Raw genomic sequence first — 14,524 nt, 5'->3', positions numbered from 1 at the left:
AATTAATGCATTTATTAATATGTGGGAACTTTATCAACAAAAAGGATGAATGCTGTGTCAAAGAATAAAGATAAGAAAACCAGTAAGAATACGAGTCTGAACGCCAACGGTCAGAGCATTCGGTATACAACCGATGTTTGTGTTTTCATTTTAGGTGACGCCGCTGGAGTGAGGGAAGAAGATATAATAACACAATTTAAATACGCAAGTGACATATGGGGAATTGATTTTCGGCCGAATATTTGTGATTTAAGAACTAGAGAAGGAGCCCGGAAGTGTGGTTTAAGTGTTGATGCCACTTTAGCAAGGATCTCCGTACCTTTGCAGGTGCGGAAACGAGAGAAAGTTTTTAAAGCATTAAGAAAAGGTAATTGTGGCCGTAAAACTGGACTTGCTGTGTTTTACATTAATGCACAAGACCTTCAAGATGGAAAGGCCATTGGTAACGTCAGATGGGATAATAACGGAACTCGAGGTAATATTGTAATGACATATGCTACATTCCAACAAAAAAATATGGATATCTTGGCTCATGAATTTGGACATGCCTTGTTAGTCAATGCACGGCATTCAGATGACAAAAACAACATTATGTATCCCTCAGGAACAGTAATTGTATCACCAATCTCACAAAGACAACTAAGGTCCATGACTACCTCCAAACAAAGAGCAAAAGCCTATAAAAGACCTTATGTTAATAAAATTTAAAAGAAGCCCAGAGAGGTTCCAATTGGTTGGAATCCTCATTTGTGATACATGTACAAGCTATATAAAAAAACTCCCCAAAGGGAGCTTTTTCATTTTATTAAGGCTTATAGATCCACCGTCCGTGTTAGCATTCGTATATTACTTTTTTGGTTAGGATCGTACTCAGGTAGTGTACTTTCTTTTCCTTGTGCACATATCACTCAACGTAACCATTCACGAAAAAGCCAATCGTTTCAAGCTCGCCCTCAGTTAGATCCCGCTTTAATTCTTTAGCCAATTCCTGCTCCATTAAAGCTCGGTTTCCCCGATGTTCGACCACCGCTCTGGTACATTCTTTCATTAGCTTAAGCTCCGTCTCCATTTCCAGTCTCGTGCAAGGCTGATCATGATGGGAAAGTATATATGTTTCGGCATCATAGGCTTCAATTTTCTTAATGAGCAGCGAAGCCTGTTCTGCCGTATAATTCCATTTTTCAGCATATAGATTGGCATAAAGGCAGTCTCCCAAAAATAATGTTTTTTCCTCTTGTACATAGATGATGCAGGAATCTTTGGCATGGTCGCCGCCAACATGTTCAATGACACAGGTTATATTGCCGAGATCGATCGTCATCGTTTTTTCAAAGATGATATCGGGCAGGGGAAAGGTAATCTCTCTATTTGTCCCATGTTCCAATTTGATTGCATCGGCACAAAAGGGAATCTCGGTCCCTTCTTCGACCCGTTGATCGAGGGCCTGATCTTCCCATGAAAGCTGCTGCATATCTTTAATGTTGATGTATGTTTTTTCCTGACAAATCACCGGAATCCCGATATTCTCCAGTCCGAAAACATGGTCCCAGTGTGAATGGGTAAGAACGAGGAAATTCCCGCTTATATCATTCCGAAGCAATTCGTCCTTAAAGAGCTGTGCATGCCGGACAGAGTTACCGGCATCGATGATGAGCGTTTTCTTGTTTCCCATCACGGCGGCAAGAACCGGGCGATCCGTTTCCTGAACTGGCGGCAGGTAGGCAATATGTTTCGATAGGTGCTGTAATGTTTGCATGTTTCTGTTCTCCTTGCGATAGTTGTGATTAGGTTGCTCAAGTATAGCAAATTACACCTGTTTTCATAAGATAATCTCCGCAAAAGGCTAAAAAGACAACAATCACCGCGATTGCTGTCTTTTCGTCATCATTCAAATGAATCTATTCCAATATACTGTAATTTTCGAGAGGGCATTTAAAAAGGTGGCTTTAAAAAAAGACTCTTCCTTTTTCTGATCTTCAGGCGGTTCTATATATTTTTTATTGTCGGCAACGAGTGTACTTTTTGAGATTTTCGATTCGATTGCTCCTATCAACTGTGCTGCAAATGCTTCACTATCAATGACCACCATCGATTCTGTATTTAAAAAGGCAGATCGAGAATCCAAATTATAGGAACCCACTGCACTTAATCGTTGATCATAGACAACCGATTTACCATGCAAAGAATAAGGCTTTGAATATTCGTAAAGCCTTGCCCCCGTCTCAACGATACTATCCCTAAGCGCCAAGTAACCGGAAAAAGCGATCATATTGGGGGTTGATGCCGCAGAGTTGGTAAGTAGTGTCCAATCAGCCTTTGAATCCATCTCTTTCGGTACATATTTCTTCAGAGCATCCGCAGGAACAATATAAGGACTTTGGATTAAAACCGATTGATTGGCGTTCGCAGCTATATCCACTAGAGATCTCCACACAATAGGGTGTTTGTTGTAACGTTCGATTGGATTATGAATGAAGGACACTTTTTTAGTAGGTGTTGTAGCCTTGCTCCAATCGATGACTGGGTTAACGAAATCGGTTTCAGTGCGCAAAGCTTTACTGTATTGTTTCGCTAATTCATCTCTTTCACGTTTTCCTTTTTCCGTTTGCCTTTTTGAGAGATCCGAAAAAACATCGCTCGTATAAGGATGAATCCATAACTCATTCAAATAGTCCTTCATTTCAACGATTACACTATCTTTCTCCTCTTTAGCATTGAAAATGAGTACATCCCTGTCATAGACAAAATTCCTTGGCGGCTTGCTTGCTAAATACTTATCTGCGATATTTCTCCCTCCGATGATGCCTAACTTTCCATCTACAATGATGATCTTGTCATGAAGGCGATTATGCCAGGTCCACGGCTTAAATGGCTTCAAGGTTTCGTAATATCTTAATTCAATGTTTTCATGCGAAGCCAATGCATAACGGGCACTGCTTAATTGACCCCTGAGTCCATGAGATATTCCATCCAGGAGGACTTGGACTTTGACACCTCGGTCAGCCGCATCGATCAATGCTCCAAGAAAAAGCTCGGTTGATTTACCTTTCCCAAAAGCATAGTAGGCAATATCGATTGACTGCTGTGCATCCTGGATCATACGCATTCGGGCGAGTCCCGACTCATAGCCGTCTTCGAGAAGCAGAGCACGATCCACGGTGGCTTCCTTCTCTCCCATATATGCACTTACTTGTTTAATCGGCCTATTATCTTCTTTTTCTTCTTTGGGGAAAAGAACCACTGCCGTCACTGCTACATAAAGGAAATAAAATAGAAGAACGAGCAGAACTCCTTTAGTTGCCGTTTTTACAGTCATTGAGCACTCCCCCCTTTACGCGATATTTTATTACTATTCGTAATATGCAAAGACTCTATTCAACATCTGCAGGCTTGATAAATCTGACTGGTTAGCGAGCGGTGCCATTTACTATCCTGGGTGGTAATGGTGTATTTATTTTCCTTTTAAATGTGACAAAGTGGTGAACATGAAAGCAGTTGCATAATATGATATAGAAGGAGGGATTTCATGCTTAAACAACCTGATAGAATAAGTATCTTTAATTATTGTTTTGCATTAGGGGTATCGGAAGTTTTCTTTTTATCCAGCTTTTATCTTTCCATTCTTGGCGTTTCATTATTTGCGATCGCTTTACCATTTTCCGCATTATTTCTAATGTTCTCCCTGTACCTGTTCCTTCGAACGCACAAAGCAGCAAAGACCTTACCCAATCAAGATGAAAGAAGAAGGGAAATTCATGCATTCTATCATCAATCTTTCGGGATTTTTACGATCATTTTTTTCACTTTACTTTTTGTTGCTTTAGCCTATATTCCCTTACTGGAAAACGGAGGGCATTTCTATCTTCTTTATTGTTTACCGATGGCCTTGCTTTGTATGATTCCTTCGATTGTATCTTATAAAGGAATGAAGAACTGGAAGCCGGCAGGAATTTAACGAAAACCTAAGAATCAATGCTCTTCCCATGTTTTTTAGTTGAATGTATAGGTAAAATGAGGATATAATAATGATAACTAACAAATATAAAAAAAGACACTGGTTAAACCAGCGTCTTAATGAACAGCAAACTGCATAAAGAGCAGCGGCTTTCTGTGGTAAGTCAGAAGCTACTCAATCATGAAAGTAACCCTTTTCCTACATACATCTGGCCGGAGGTATGGAGGGGGTTACTTTTTTAATGTAACCGCGATTACTGCGACGATTAAAGAGGCGAATGAAATCATTAGCATCAGTCCGTCCATAATAGAAATCACCAGCGACACCCCCTTTCTGAAAAGGAGTGACCGCTGCCCACTATACCAAATTGCTGTCCATTTATTATTATATCTGTATTTACTTGTTATTTATAGCCAAAAATAGATGTATTTAGTCATCCTATAATATCCTTGCTTCAAAAAAAAAAATCACACTTAAAGTGAGAACATTTTTTGCATGTATATCCCTTTATTGTTCCACTACACGGCCATCTTTATAAATGTGGAACCACCCAATCGTTCCTGTCCCGCCTTGATCTATCCAATCTTTATTAGCTGCTTTATATTTGTAATATGCTTTTCTTTTGCCATCTTTCAGCAATCTGCCATCACCGCTGAATATGATCTTATTACCCAGCTTCTTCTTCCCTAACGCGATTGCGTCTTTTTCCGTGAACTGTTTTCTTTCTACCTTATTTTCATCTAAAGCAGCCCATGTCAGCGGACCGACGATACCATCCGAACTCAAGTTATGATCCACTTGAAATTCCCTTACCACATTTTGTGTTTGGGTACCGAAAATCCCATCAACGCCTACATTATACTTTACATCTTTAAGGCTTTGCTGTAAGTCTTTTACATAACTCGAACGTGAGCCTTTCCTGAGGGTCGGGCGCGTTTCCGCCTTAGTTTCGAATTTCTGGGTTTGACTGCCCTTTGATGCTGCTTGGGTAATTGAAGTTCCCGTCCCTAGAGGGGCCAACATCAGGGCAACTGTTGGAATAATGACTAATAATTTTTTCTTCAACACAAATAACCTCCATTCATATAATCACTCCTGCAGGTTTCTGACTGACTTTCCTTGGAGCCCATTCATTATAACGTATGAAGTTATTTATTTGGTGTTTTATTACTTAAATTATAAAAAATGGTAAATAGTATCCATGGAGTGCATTAAGCTTACATGATGGAGACCACGTTTCTTGAATAAAAACAAAAAAATCCCCTTAAGGGGATTTTTTTTTATTGATAATCTGACTGTTGTTGATTCTGCCCTTGCATCCCAGTACCCATTCCCATCAAATTAGTGGCAAGCGGCACCATATTTTTCATTTTCCCGCCATTTCCACTCAACATTTGATAAGTAGCGATACCCACTCCGACCGAAGCGACTACTGGTAAAATTTTATCCATGTTTGCTCTCATTTACATCACCTTATTTTATATATTTTTGTTCATTTCCTGAACTCTTATATCTTGTTCAAAAGAACCCAAAAAATTCAAGATGTTTGTTACCAAAACAATTAGTAATAAAAATACGTTTTAAAGGGAAAATTCTTTTAAGAAGGATATTAGCACTCTTCGAATGGGAATTTCATTTTTATTTCATCGGTCTGCTTATATAACAATTCATGTTGACCTGAATAAGAATGATTGAAAAAGATTTAAGATAGTTGAGGTGAATCTTCATGCCCATGTTAGATGTGGACGGTATTAGCTTGTATTATTCTGTTAAGGGAAAAGGGGTTCCTATTGTTTGTATTCATCCTCCTGTACTGACTAGTGTGAATTTCCAATACCAAATAGAGGAATTATCCGAGGAATTCAAAGTAATAACCTTTGATATCAGGGGTCATGGAAGAAGTCAGTATTCAAGACTGCCAGTAACTTATCCCCTGATTATAGAAGATATCAAACATCTGTTGGATCATTTGAAAATTAAAAAAGCAATCATATGCGGATATTCAACCGGCGGCTCTATCGTAATGGAATTTTTGCTGAGTTGTGCCGATAGGGCTCTAGGAGGCATTGTTATAGGTGGAATGTCTGAAGTGAGGGATAAATATTTAAAGCAAAAGATTTCTTTAGGAATATCACTTGCAAATAAAGACGCAGTTCCAATACTAGCGCTTTCCATTTCATGGAGCAATTCAAATACAAAAAAGTTGTTCAACACAATGTTTAATGAAGCCCTAAAAGGAGATGCCAGAAATATTGAGCAGTATTACCGTTACAGTTTGCATTATAACTGTACCAATCAGCTAGAGAAAATCAGCCTTCCCATATTACTTGTCTATGGTAAAAAAGATAAACCATTGCATCAATACGCTAAGTTATTGCACGAAAAATTGCCATGTACGGAATTAAAGTTCATTGATCAAACAAAACATCAGATCCCTACAAAAGCGGCTAATGATTTAAATGAAAGCATTAAGCATTTTATCCATTCACAGATTGTTTGATTTTTCCGAATGCAATTCAATTATACAAAACCTAAATTTATGGAGTGAAAAAATTGGGAAGAGATAAAAGTACACTGATTCATTTAATATTACTATTGCTAGTATCTGCAGTTTTGATTTGGTCAGTTATTAAGCCTGAAGGATACTTGATATGGACAATGGAAGTACTTCCTGCCGTTGTGTTTCTGATTTATGTAATGGCTACATATAATAAATTCCGCCTTACTACATTATCCTATTTCGTTATTGCCGTTCTTTCAATCATCATGTTCATCGGTGCCCATTATACGTACTCAAAAGTCCCTCTGTTTAATTGGTTAAAAGATCATTACGACCTAAACCGGAACCACTATGATCGGTTTGGACATTTTATAAAAGGTTTATTAGCGATTGTGATTAGAGAAATAGTAATACGTAAAACCCCTCTAACAAAAGGACCCTGGTTATTTGCTGTCACATTAAGCTTTGCGCTTGCCATTGGAGCCTTATATGAAATCATCGAATGGATAGCTGCCCTCATTTCAAAAGGCGGAAAAGCTTCAAAGGACTTCTTAGGAACTCAAGGTGATATTTGGGACGCACAATGGGATATGTCGTTAACATTAATCGGCTCTATCCTTGTATTGGTTACCTTGTCCAAGCTTCATGACAAGCTGTTAAGAAAAGTGAAAAACAGAGTAGAAAAATAGTAATTATGTGTCCGAATTAAAACTGTATACCCTCCCACTTTCCTTAAAATAAGGCTCTGAAAAACGATAAATTTAAAATAGTGACCTAAATAGATCACTATTTTTTAATTAGAATTTGATTGTTAATATGATGTTCCATATGTTCTAGATAATCTTTTATTAGCCACTCCAATGATTTTTGTTGATTATTTCCTATATCACAAAGATTAGAAAATCTATCATTTGGTGTATTCGTTATTATATGTATGATTTGCTTATTTAGAGCACAAAAAAGGTTAACTATCTCATCCATTGGTCGCTCCTGATAATTCTGGACTAATACCCATTGGTCTTGATTATATGATTGTATAACATATGGCTGTTCTTCGTACTGAATCTTGATAAACCTATTCATATTGTTCAATGCAGAATCGCATAGATGACCTAAAATCTCTTTTTTGGACCATTTGTGTGGCATTGGTCGATGATTTAATTCTTTTTCTGTCATCCGGTTGTACTCTTCAGGTATAAAACCTATCCAATGATTGATTCCATCTATTACATTTTCCATGTGGTGCTCCTCCTAAGTTTTTTGCGTATGGGTTTTTATTCGACAACCAATCGGAAAATCCCTTCTTTCAACTAACCTGCACGGTTTATTGAATCAACAGCATTCAATAACGGACCCAAAAGAAAAAACCGAAATCAAAAATGGATTTCGGTTTTCATTTTTAACCAATCATGATTGTACTAGCTTACTGCCCTTTTTTTCATTGATAGCTTTTTGATCGATTTTTGTATAGATGCGCTCCACTTCAATTTTGTCATGCAACAGAAGTTCGCGGTTTTCTTTTAGCAGTTCAGTATAAGATTTCCTTCTCCTAGACATTTTTTAATTCACCTCTCAATTGATTGAATTCCTTCTGTAAAATAACTATTGGAAGCTCGTATAGTTGTTTATTATATTTTTTAAAAATCCCGAATTTCAGAAGTTCTTGTATAAGTTCCTCTTTTTTTGCTTCTCCCTTTGCACTTAATTGGGTAATCATCAAGGACCCTCCTTAACAAAAATACAAACTTTTGGTATTTGGGGCTGCCTAGCATCCGATCCCATATGGAGAATCTCCTCTTCTTCCTATTGCTTCCCCATATAAGGGCATGCTCTGCAAAGTCTTCACATTTCCTTAATTGTTCGTATGTAGTGCTTTCCTGGTGTAATTTCAATACTTGATCATATACATCAAATCCAAATTGCTTCATTTTATCGGAAAGGATATCTATCGCGGCGCACGGTTTCGAATGGGTCAAGTCGCCGGCACCAAAGAATGCGACTTTCACTCCGCCAAAGTCCACTTGGTCAATTTCTTCATAAAACTCTTTTGCTTCATACGGTAAATCTTCAAGATTCCATGTATATAAACCAATAAAGGCCAAATCAAAATCCTTTAAAGCATCAACCTCAACAGTATCCAATCTTTCCATATATACTTCACAGCCGACAGCCTTCATTCTATTCTTTATGTTTATAGCCATTTTCTCGGTATTACCGGATAAACTGACATAACCAATGAATACCTTCATCTATATCACCTTCCTAATTGAGAATTACTTTCATTACACATTTCACTATAAATGAAAATGATTCTCATTGTCAATTATTCACCTCTGTTAATTATATTAAACAGTCCGTCTTAGCCTTGAATATAGTATAAATATCCTGTTAATTAAGTAAAATAATCAAAATATTTAGGTAAAAAAGACTACTTTTTATAAAAAGCCATGATATAATATGTGATAATTCAACTATATAGGTAGATGTAAGGAAACAAAAAACACCGTCCAATTTCATATCTACCTTTCTAGTTTTTGGCTTGGACAATACAAGTTGGTGGAGATGTAATCGCTTATAGCAATGTAAAAGTTACAATACAAAAACATCACGGATTTCTTAATGGCGGTTGGAAAAATTATAAAACCCACAACTTCAGCTATCCTATAAACCGACCAACTTCCACAATTAGAAATGAATCATCTGACCGATTATCTGCTGGAAAATACCGTGCAAAACTAGGTGGAACGTTCAGGACAGTAAAAAATGGCACTTATTCAGCCATTGCAAATAGTTATAGTTATTTTGAATTAAATAAAAACTTACTAGGTGGGCTACTAATGGAATGGTTGAAACCTTTTGAAGCTACTAATCAGTTCGAAGACAATACAGACAGTTTTTCAGATTTCAAGATCAGGGAATTTATCCCCAATTCAAAGGTCCAAAAAAAATATTCACTATTAACTCAATTCTTTTTACTGTTAAGTTATCAAGATGAAAATAGTGTTACTTCGTTATTTGTCGATAATAGAATTGATAATCAAGTAATCGAAGAAATTATGATGCATTTTGACAACACGAAGATTGTATTAGAAAACGAATTACCATCAGAAATAATGTTAAGTAAGCCGAATCAAGAATCTCTCTCCTTGATCAGGTCAAATAATTTAAATCCAATAATAAAAAATCTATATGGGACAATTAGCAAGACACAATATGAATGGAAACCTCAAAAATCATACAAGATAATATCTGAATTTATAGAGAAATACGAAGATATGGAGTTCGATAAGGTGTTAGATTGTTTAAAAAACACATCAAAGGGGCCTTTAATCTCTCTCTCCTTATACAATTGGACTTTAGAAGATTATTTAAAAGATACTTTTGCCATTAGATATTTCACGCATAAATGTAGTAATGTTTATTTATGGATTGATGATTCTAATATTGTTACTACAATTCAACTAGAATTACATTAAAATCCCCCCTTTATATTAAACAGTAAATGGAAGGGATTTATTGTTTTATAAAAGGGGGTTTTCTGTAATATTTAAGTATTCTAAAATTAAGCCCTAATGTAAGGAGTAATCTAAAATGAGTTTAACATTGTATATCAGCATTTCCATGACAGTTCAAAAGGCCTTTAGCAATTCCCCTTACCATCACATTGCAAGCCATCAAATTCATTCCGTTTATTTTTTGCTTCTTCCTTCTCAATGACTTGCGCTAACCTTTCTTTGCTGGCTAGACCTTGAATAACTTCATCACCAATAATAAACGTTGGGACTGCCCTGATATCTGCTTCTTCATAAGCATGTTTAAGTGCTTTTTGGTGCACTTCCCGATACTTTCGTGACACTAATGCTTCTCTAAAAGCATCTATAGGAAGCTCAACTTCACCCGCTAATTTTGACAATACTTCAATATCTTCAATATTTTGTTCCTCTTGAAAGAACGCTGTAAATACTCTATTGTGGAATTCGTTCCCTTTTCCGTGCTCCTTTGCAAAATGGCACCCTTCGAACGCCAAATGTGTATAGGGATGCGGGGATACACGGGGTAAACGCATATCAACCCCTAGCTTCTTCGCAGCAGGAAGAATGTAAGAATCCCATGAATTCAACTTATCTGGTTCTCTCCATGGATCAATTTTGGAATATGGACTCGGACGCAATTCAAATGGCATCCATTCCACTTCTACATCCTTTTCCTTCACGATTTCGTCCAAAGGACCTTTACCTAAAAAACAAAATGGGCAAATAAAATCAGAATACGCTTTAATTTTCACTGTCATCATATATTCCCTCACTTTTCATCATTAGCTAAACCTGTAACCTAGTTAGTTACAATTCAGAACAAAAAAATATTTATATAAGAACATAGCATTTTTAGTAACTACACAGTCGATTGTATCACCCTCTGATGTAATCATTTTAGTTACAGGTTAAAGGAAAGTCAACCATTATTTTAAAAAAACTATAAAGCATGCACTATATTACAGAAAAAAGTTTGCAGGGAAAGCGTTGCTTTCCCTGCAAACTTTTTATTATTACATCTCGATTTGTTCGTTAACGGGTTCCCTCTTTTTCTTTCTCTGTTTTTTCGATTTTTTATAGTACAGCAATTCGTATATACATGGAATGACGATAAGTGTGAGAAGTGTAGACACAGCTAGCCCGCCAATGACAACGATCGCTAAACTTTGTGAAACCAGGCTTCCTGTTTCCGCCTTTTTATATAAAAGCGGCAGCATGGCACAAATCGTTGCTACAGCCGTCATTATGATCGGACGGAATCTTGTAGCAGTCGCTTCGACGATCGCATCACGGATAATCATTTTTTCTTCGTTTTGTTTGACTCGATCCAGAAGAACAATCGCGTTTGTCACAACAATTCCAATCAACATGAGAGCACCCAGCAGTGCTGTAATATCCACTGGAATTCGACTGATAACCAATCCTAGTACCGCTCCAATGGCAGCGAATGGCAAGGAAAATAGAATGGCAATCGGTGCTTTGATCGATTTGAATGTTATAACCATGATTAAAAAGACAATGCCGATCGATATTAACATCGTAAGGAACAAATCGGAAAAATCATCTGTCTGCTGAGCACTGGCTCCCCCGACTAAAACTTCTACATCATTCGGAATATCAAGGCCTTTGTTCTCTTTATCTCCAAATATCTCAAGATTTATTTTGCTTGCAATATCGGAAAGCATAGTCGGGTCGACCGTTGCCGTCAATTGAAGATACGTTTCCCCATCTTTATGGAACTGCGTTGTTGCACTCTCTTCGCTCTTTAAAAATGCAACCTTAGACACCGGAGCTAGACCGCCGTCTGTCATAATTGGAATACTTTTTAAATCCTCTGGTTTTTTAGGATCTAAGATTGGTTCAAGGACGACAGGTGTCTGCTTATCCTGCAAAGTTATATTGCCGATAGGGGTTTTATTGAGCATGATACCTAATTGTTGACCGATTTGTTCTGTATTGCCTTTAGCTGGATCTACCTTGAATGAATAAATGGTTTTCTTTTCGTCTTGGTTCGTTGTAACACTTTCAATTCCTTTAATATCCTGAATTCTTTCTTTGACCTTATTGGCCGTTGATTCCAAATCTTCAACATTACTGCCGATCACATCTATCGTAATGTTCGTCTTTGATGCGCCCATCATAAATGATGAGGCGGTGGCTTTAAGCTTCGCATCAGGATAGTTTTCTTGTTCCTCTTCCATTTTTTCCAGGATTGTATCTACATTTGCTTTATCCATCACCAGGATGCCGAAAGTTGCTTCTGTAGGTGATGTGACTGCGCCATATTGTGCCGTCTCGGCAGAGTTTCCTAATTGCATGAAAGTATTATCCACTTCACTCATATCCTGCATCGTTTCCTCGAGTTCAATCGCTTTTTCCTTTACTTTCTCATAGGGCTGATCATTTGGATAAGTTAATGTCACGGAGACATAGTCTGCTGAAGAATTATCAATCGCCCCTTTTGGCATGGCAAAATATGTACCAACGGAACCGACAAACAACAGCAAAGCAACAATTAAGACTACCCATTTATGATTCAATGACCAAGTAACCAGTTTGGTAAAACGCTTGGCCGGTAGATGTTTTGGCAGCTCCGTCCTTTTCAGCAATCCTGCGCTCATTAACGGAACAACCGTTAATGCCACAATTAAAGAGGCCAGCAAAGAATAAGTGACCGTCAAAGCGAAAGGAAGAAGAAACTCTTGAAGCCCTCCATTCAATAAAGCAACCGGCAAGAAAACGGCTACAGTAGTAAGGGTTGAAGCTGTTATCGCCACTCCCACCTCTTTAGTTGCATCCATCACCAATTCGACTGAAATCTTCTCCTGCTGCATTTTCCGGAAAATATTTTCAATAACAACAATACTATCGTCCACCAAGCGCCCGATCGCTACAGCGACACCGCCCAGCGTCAAAATATTCAGCGTCACTCCCGACAATGACAGCAAGAATAACGTAAAGCCAAGAGATAACGGTATGGAAACGATTGTAATGAATGTAGATCGTACGTTCCGTAAAAAGACCATGATTACAATCGTAGCAAATAGCGCACCTAGCAGAACTTCTTTTACCATCGCCTGAACGGAAGTCTCCACCATATCAGCTGTAGATAAATAAATGGTCGATTTCTGGTCACTATACTTTTCATTAATTTCCTTTGCTACTTTTTCAACCTCTTTACTGATTGTGACAGCATTTGATTGACTGTCCTTGATAATGCTTAAGTCAATGCTTTCCTTTCCGTTAAAACGACTGATGAGATTACCAGCCTTCGCTTCTTCAACTTTTGCTATCTCTCCAAGGGGGACATTTGGAGTGACCTTTAACGCTTTTAATTTTTCAATACTTGTTAAATCCCCGATAACCTTGATGTTGCTTGCCTTCCCATCAATCACTTTTTCGCCTACGGCCAGAGCTGCATTCTGACCGTTAAGGACGCTCATGACATCTTGAATCGAGACTTTCTTTTTAGCCAATTCTTCATTATCCACTTTGACTGAAAGAATAGATTGCGAAACTCCAAATGTCTGTACATCCGAAACCCCTTTAATATCTTTATACAGAGGCTCTAATTCTTTCTTGGTAAAGTCTATATTTTCAGCTGTTAATCCATCCTTGAAAGTAACAGCAACAAATGAAATGGGAATCATTGATGTATTTAACTGTGTAACAGTAGGCTTTGCCATGCTTTGCGGCAATGCTACACTGCCTAAAGCCTCTTGTACATCAAGTTTCGCTTGTTTCATATCCGATCCTGCTTCAAAGAATAGATCTACTTTTGAAAACCCATCTCCAGTGGTGGAGTATATTGAACTCTTTCCTTTAACTCCCGTAACTGCCCTTTCAATCGGATCTGTAACTTGTGCTTCCATTGTTTTTGAATCGGTGCCCTGCCCCATTGTGATAATCGTAACTTGTGGATTATCGGCAGATGGTAAAAATTCCATCGGCAGTTTAAAATAACTGATAACTCCTAACAACAAAATAAATATGGTTACCAATGAAACGGCAGCCTTATTCTTAAACGACCACTTAGTAAAAAACTCCACGCACTAATCACCCCTGAATAAAATTTATAAGAAAATAATCCCATTTAAAACATTACCATATATTGATAATTTTGGATTGTTAAATTTTTATTGATTTTTATATTTTTGTATGCCTCTCGATGCACACAAAAAAAGGCTGCACAGCAGCCACCAGATTTTAGACAAAAGGAGTTCTATCTTACTGTTAAAACAAAGTTGATTGCAACGGAAGGTACGAGACTCCTGCGGGAAAAGCGTGGCCAGGGGAGACCCCGCAGGCGCGAAGCGTCGAGGAGGCTCCCGGACCGCCCGCGGAAAGCGAGTGCCTGGAGTGGAAATAAACATTCAAATTGCACAAACCTAAAAAAAATGTAAACAAACTCGATTTTCATCGAGTTTTTTTACCATTCCGAGCATCCAAAACCGATGGTCTTTTTGCTAGTCATCTCCGGGTTCATTCATTCAACAATGATATCTCACTAAACAACATTTCCATTACGAAACTTGA

At 37.7% G+C, this 14,524-nt stretch carries 15 protein-coding genes; 5 read left to right on the top strand and 10 right to left on the bottom strand.

The features are described from left to right. Positions 1–54: 54 nt before the first annotated feature. Entirely contained in the window at positions 55–708 is a 654-nt protein-coding gene (locus J7E52_RS07635) for a zinc metalloprotease (protein WP_214744638.1), read from the top strand. Positions 709–904: 196 nt separating this feature from the next. Here the strand turns inward: J7E52_RS07635 and J7E52_RS07630 are convergent, their stop codons facing one another. Further along, positions 905–1,756, bottom strand: a complete 852-nt coding sequence (locus tag J7E52_RS07630; protein WP_214744636.1) for an MBL fold metallo-hydrolase — start codon at positions 1,754–1,756, stop codon at positions 905–907. A 132-nt stretch (positions 1,757–1,888) separates the two neighbouring features. Then, on the bottom strand, positions 1,889–3,316 hold the full coding sequence (locus tag J7E52_RS07625; RefSeq protein WP_214744634.1) for a phospholipase D-like domain-containing protein: 1,428 nt from the start codon (positions 3,314–3,316) through the stop codon (positions 1,889–1,891). A gap of 210 nt (positions 3,317–3,526) precedes the next feature. Here J7E52_RS07625 and J7E52_RS07620 point away from each other — a divergent pair, with 210 nt between their 5' ends. Beyond that, the gene (locus J7E52_RS07620) at positions 3,527–3,955 is read left to right on the top strand and encodes a hypothetical protein (protein WP_214744631.1); all 429 of its coding nucleotides are present in this window, start codon (positions 3,527–3,529) and stop codon (positions 3,953–3,955) included. Positions 3,956–4,462: 507 nt separating this feature from the next. Here the strand turns inward: J7E52_RS07620 and J7E52_RS07615 are convergent. Both J7E52_RS07615 and J7E52_RS07610 read right to left on the bottom strand, forming a co-directional pair. Beyond that, positions 4,463–5,023, bottom strand: a complete 561-nt coding sequence (locus J7E52_RS07615) for a peptidoglycan-binding domain-containing protein (protein ID WP_214744629.1) — start codon at positions 5,021–5,023, stop codon at positions 4,463–4,465. 212 nt (positions 5,024–5,235) lie between these two features. After that, the gene (locus tag J7E52_RS07610; protein WP_137018620.1) at positions 5,236–5,418 is read right to left on the bottom strand and encodes a hypothetical protein; all 183 of its coding nucleotides are present in this window, start codon (positions 5,416–5,418) and stop codon (positions 5,236–5,238) included. A 263-nt stretch (positions 5,419–5,681) separates the two neighbouring features. On the opposite strand from J7E52_RS07610, the gene J7E52_RS07605 reads away from it, so the two are divergent. Both J7E52_RS07605 and J7E52_RS07600 read left to right on the top strand, forming a co-directional pair. Continuing rightward, positions 5,682–6,455 (top strand): alpha/beta fold hydrolase, encoded by a 774-nt coding sequence (locus tag J7E52_RS07605; protein ID WP_214744627.1) that lies wholly within the window; start codon positions 5,682–5,684, stop codon positions 6,453–6,455. 44 nt (positions 6,456–6,499) lie between these two features. Next, positions 6,500–7,144: a DUF2238 domain-containing protein gene (locus J7E52_RS07600; RefSeq protein ID WP_396020252.1), complete on the top strand. Its 645-nt coding sequence runs from the start codon at positions 6,500–6,502 to the stop codon at positions 7,142–7,144. A gap of 97 nt (positions 7,145–7,241) precedes the next feature. On the opposite strand, the gene J7E52_RS07595 is transcribed toward J7E52_RS07600, so the two are convergent. From J7E52_RS07595 to J7E52_RS07580, 4 genes are all read right to left on the bottom strand, one after another. Beyond that, complete coding sequence (locus J7E52_RS07595) at positions 7,242–7,694, bottom strand: DinB family protein (protein WP_214744623.1); 453 nt, start codon at positions 7,692–7,694, stop codon at positions 7,242–7,244. A gap of 168 nt (positions 7,695–7,862) precedes the next feature. Beyond that, entirely contained in the window at positions 7,863–8,012 is a 150-nt protein-coding gene (locus tag J7E52_RS07590) for an FbpB family small basic protein (RefSeq protein ID WP_214744621.1), read from the bottom strand. Further along, entirely contained in the window at positions 8,005–8,172 is a 168-nt protein-coding gene (locus tag J7E52_RS07585) for a Fur-regulated basic protein FbpA (RefSeq protein WP_214744619.1), read from the bottom strand. Before J7E52_RS07585 ends, J7E52_RS07590 begins: the two co-directional genes overlap by 8 nt. Then, positions 8,093–8,704 carry a flavodoxin domain-containing protein gene (locus J7E52_RS07580; protein WP_214744617.1) on the bottom strand — a complete coding sequence of 204 codons (612 nt, stop codon included), beginning with the start codon at positions 8,702–8,704 and terminating at the stop codon, positions 8,093–8,095. Before J7E52_RS07580 ends, J7E52_RS07585 begins: the two co-directional genes overlap by 80 nt. 285 nt (positions 8,705–8,989) lie before the next feature. Here J7E52_RS07580 and J7E52_RS07575 point away from each other — a divergent pair, with 285 nt between their 5' ends. Then, positions 8,990–9,931, top strand: coding sequence for a hypothetical protein (locus J7E52_RS07575; RefSeq protein ID WP_214744615.1), 942 nt, complete (start codon positions 8,990–8,992; stop codon positions 9,929–9,931). 164 nt (positions 9,932–10,095) lie between these two features. Here the strand turns inward: J7E52_RS07575 and J7E52_RS07570 are convergent, their stop codons facing one another. Further along, positions 10,096–10,746 (bottom strand): DsbA family oxidoreductase, encoded by a 651-nt coding sequence (locus J7E52_RS07570; protein WP_214744753.1) that lies wholly within the window; start codon positions 10,744–10,746, stop codon positions 10,096–10,098. A 255-nt stretch (positions 10,747–11,001) separates the two neighbouring features. Next, positions 11,002–14,037 carry an efflux RND transporter permease subunit gene (locus J7E52_RS07565; RefSeq protein WP_214744613.1) on the bottom strand — a complete coding sequence of 1,012 codons (3,036 nt, stop codon included), beginning with the start codon at positions 14,035–14,037 and terminating at the stop codon, positions 11,002–11,004. Positions 14,038–14,524 lie beyond the last annotated feature (487 nt).

It is taken from the genome of Bacillus sp. ISL-34 (assembly GCF_018613325.1).
Classification (GTDB): Bacteria; Bacillota; Bacilli; order Bacillales; family DSM-1321; genus Peribacillus.
Note: the sequence above shows the minus strand (reverse complement) of the source record. Positions and strands in the feature narration are given on the sequence as shown.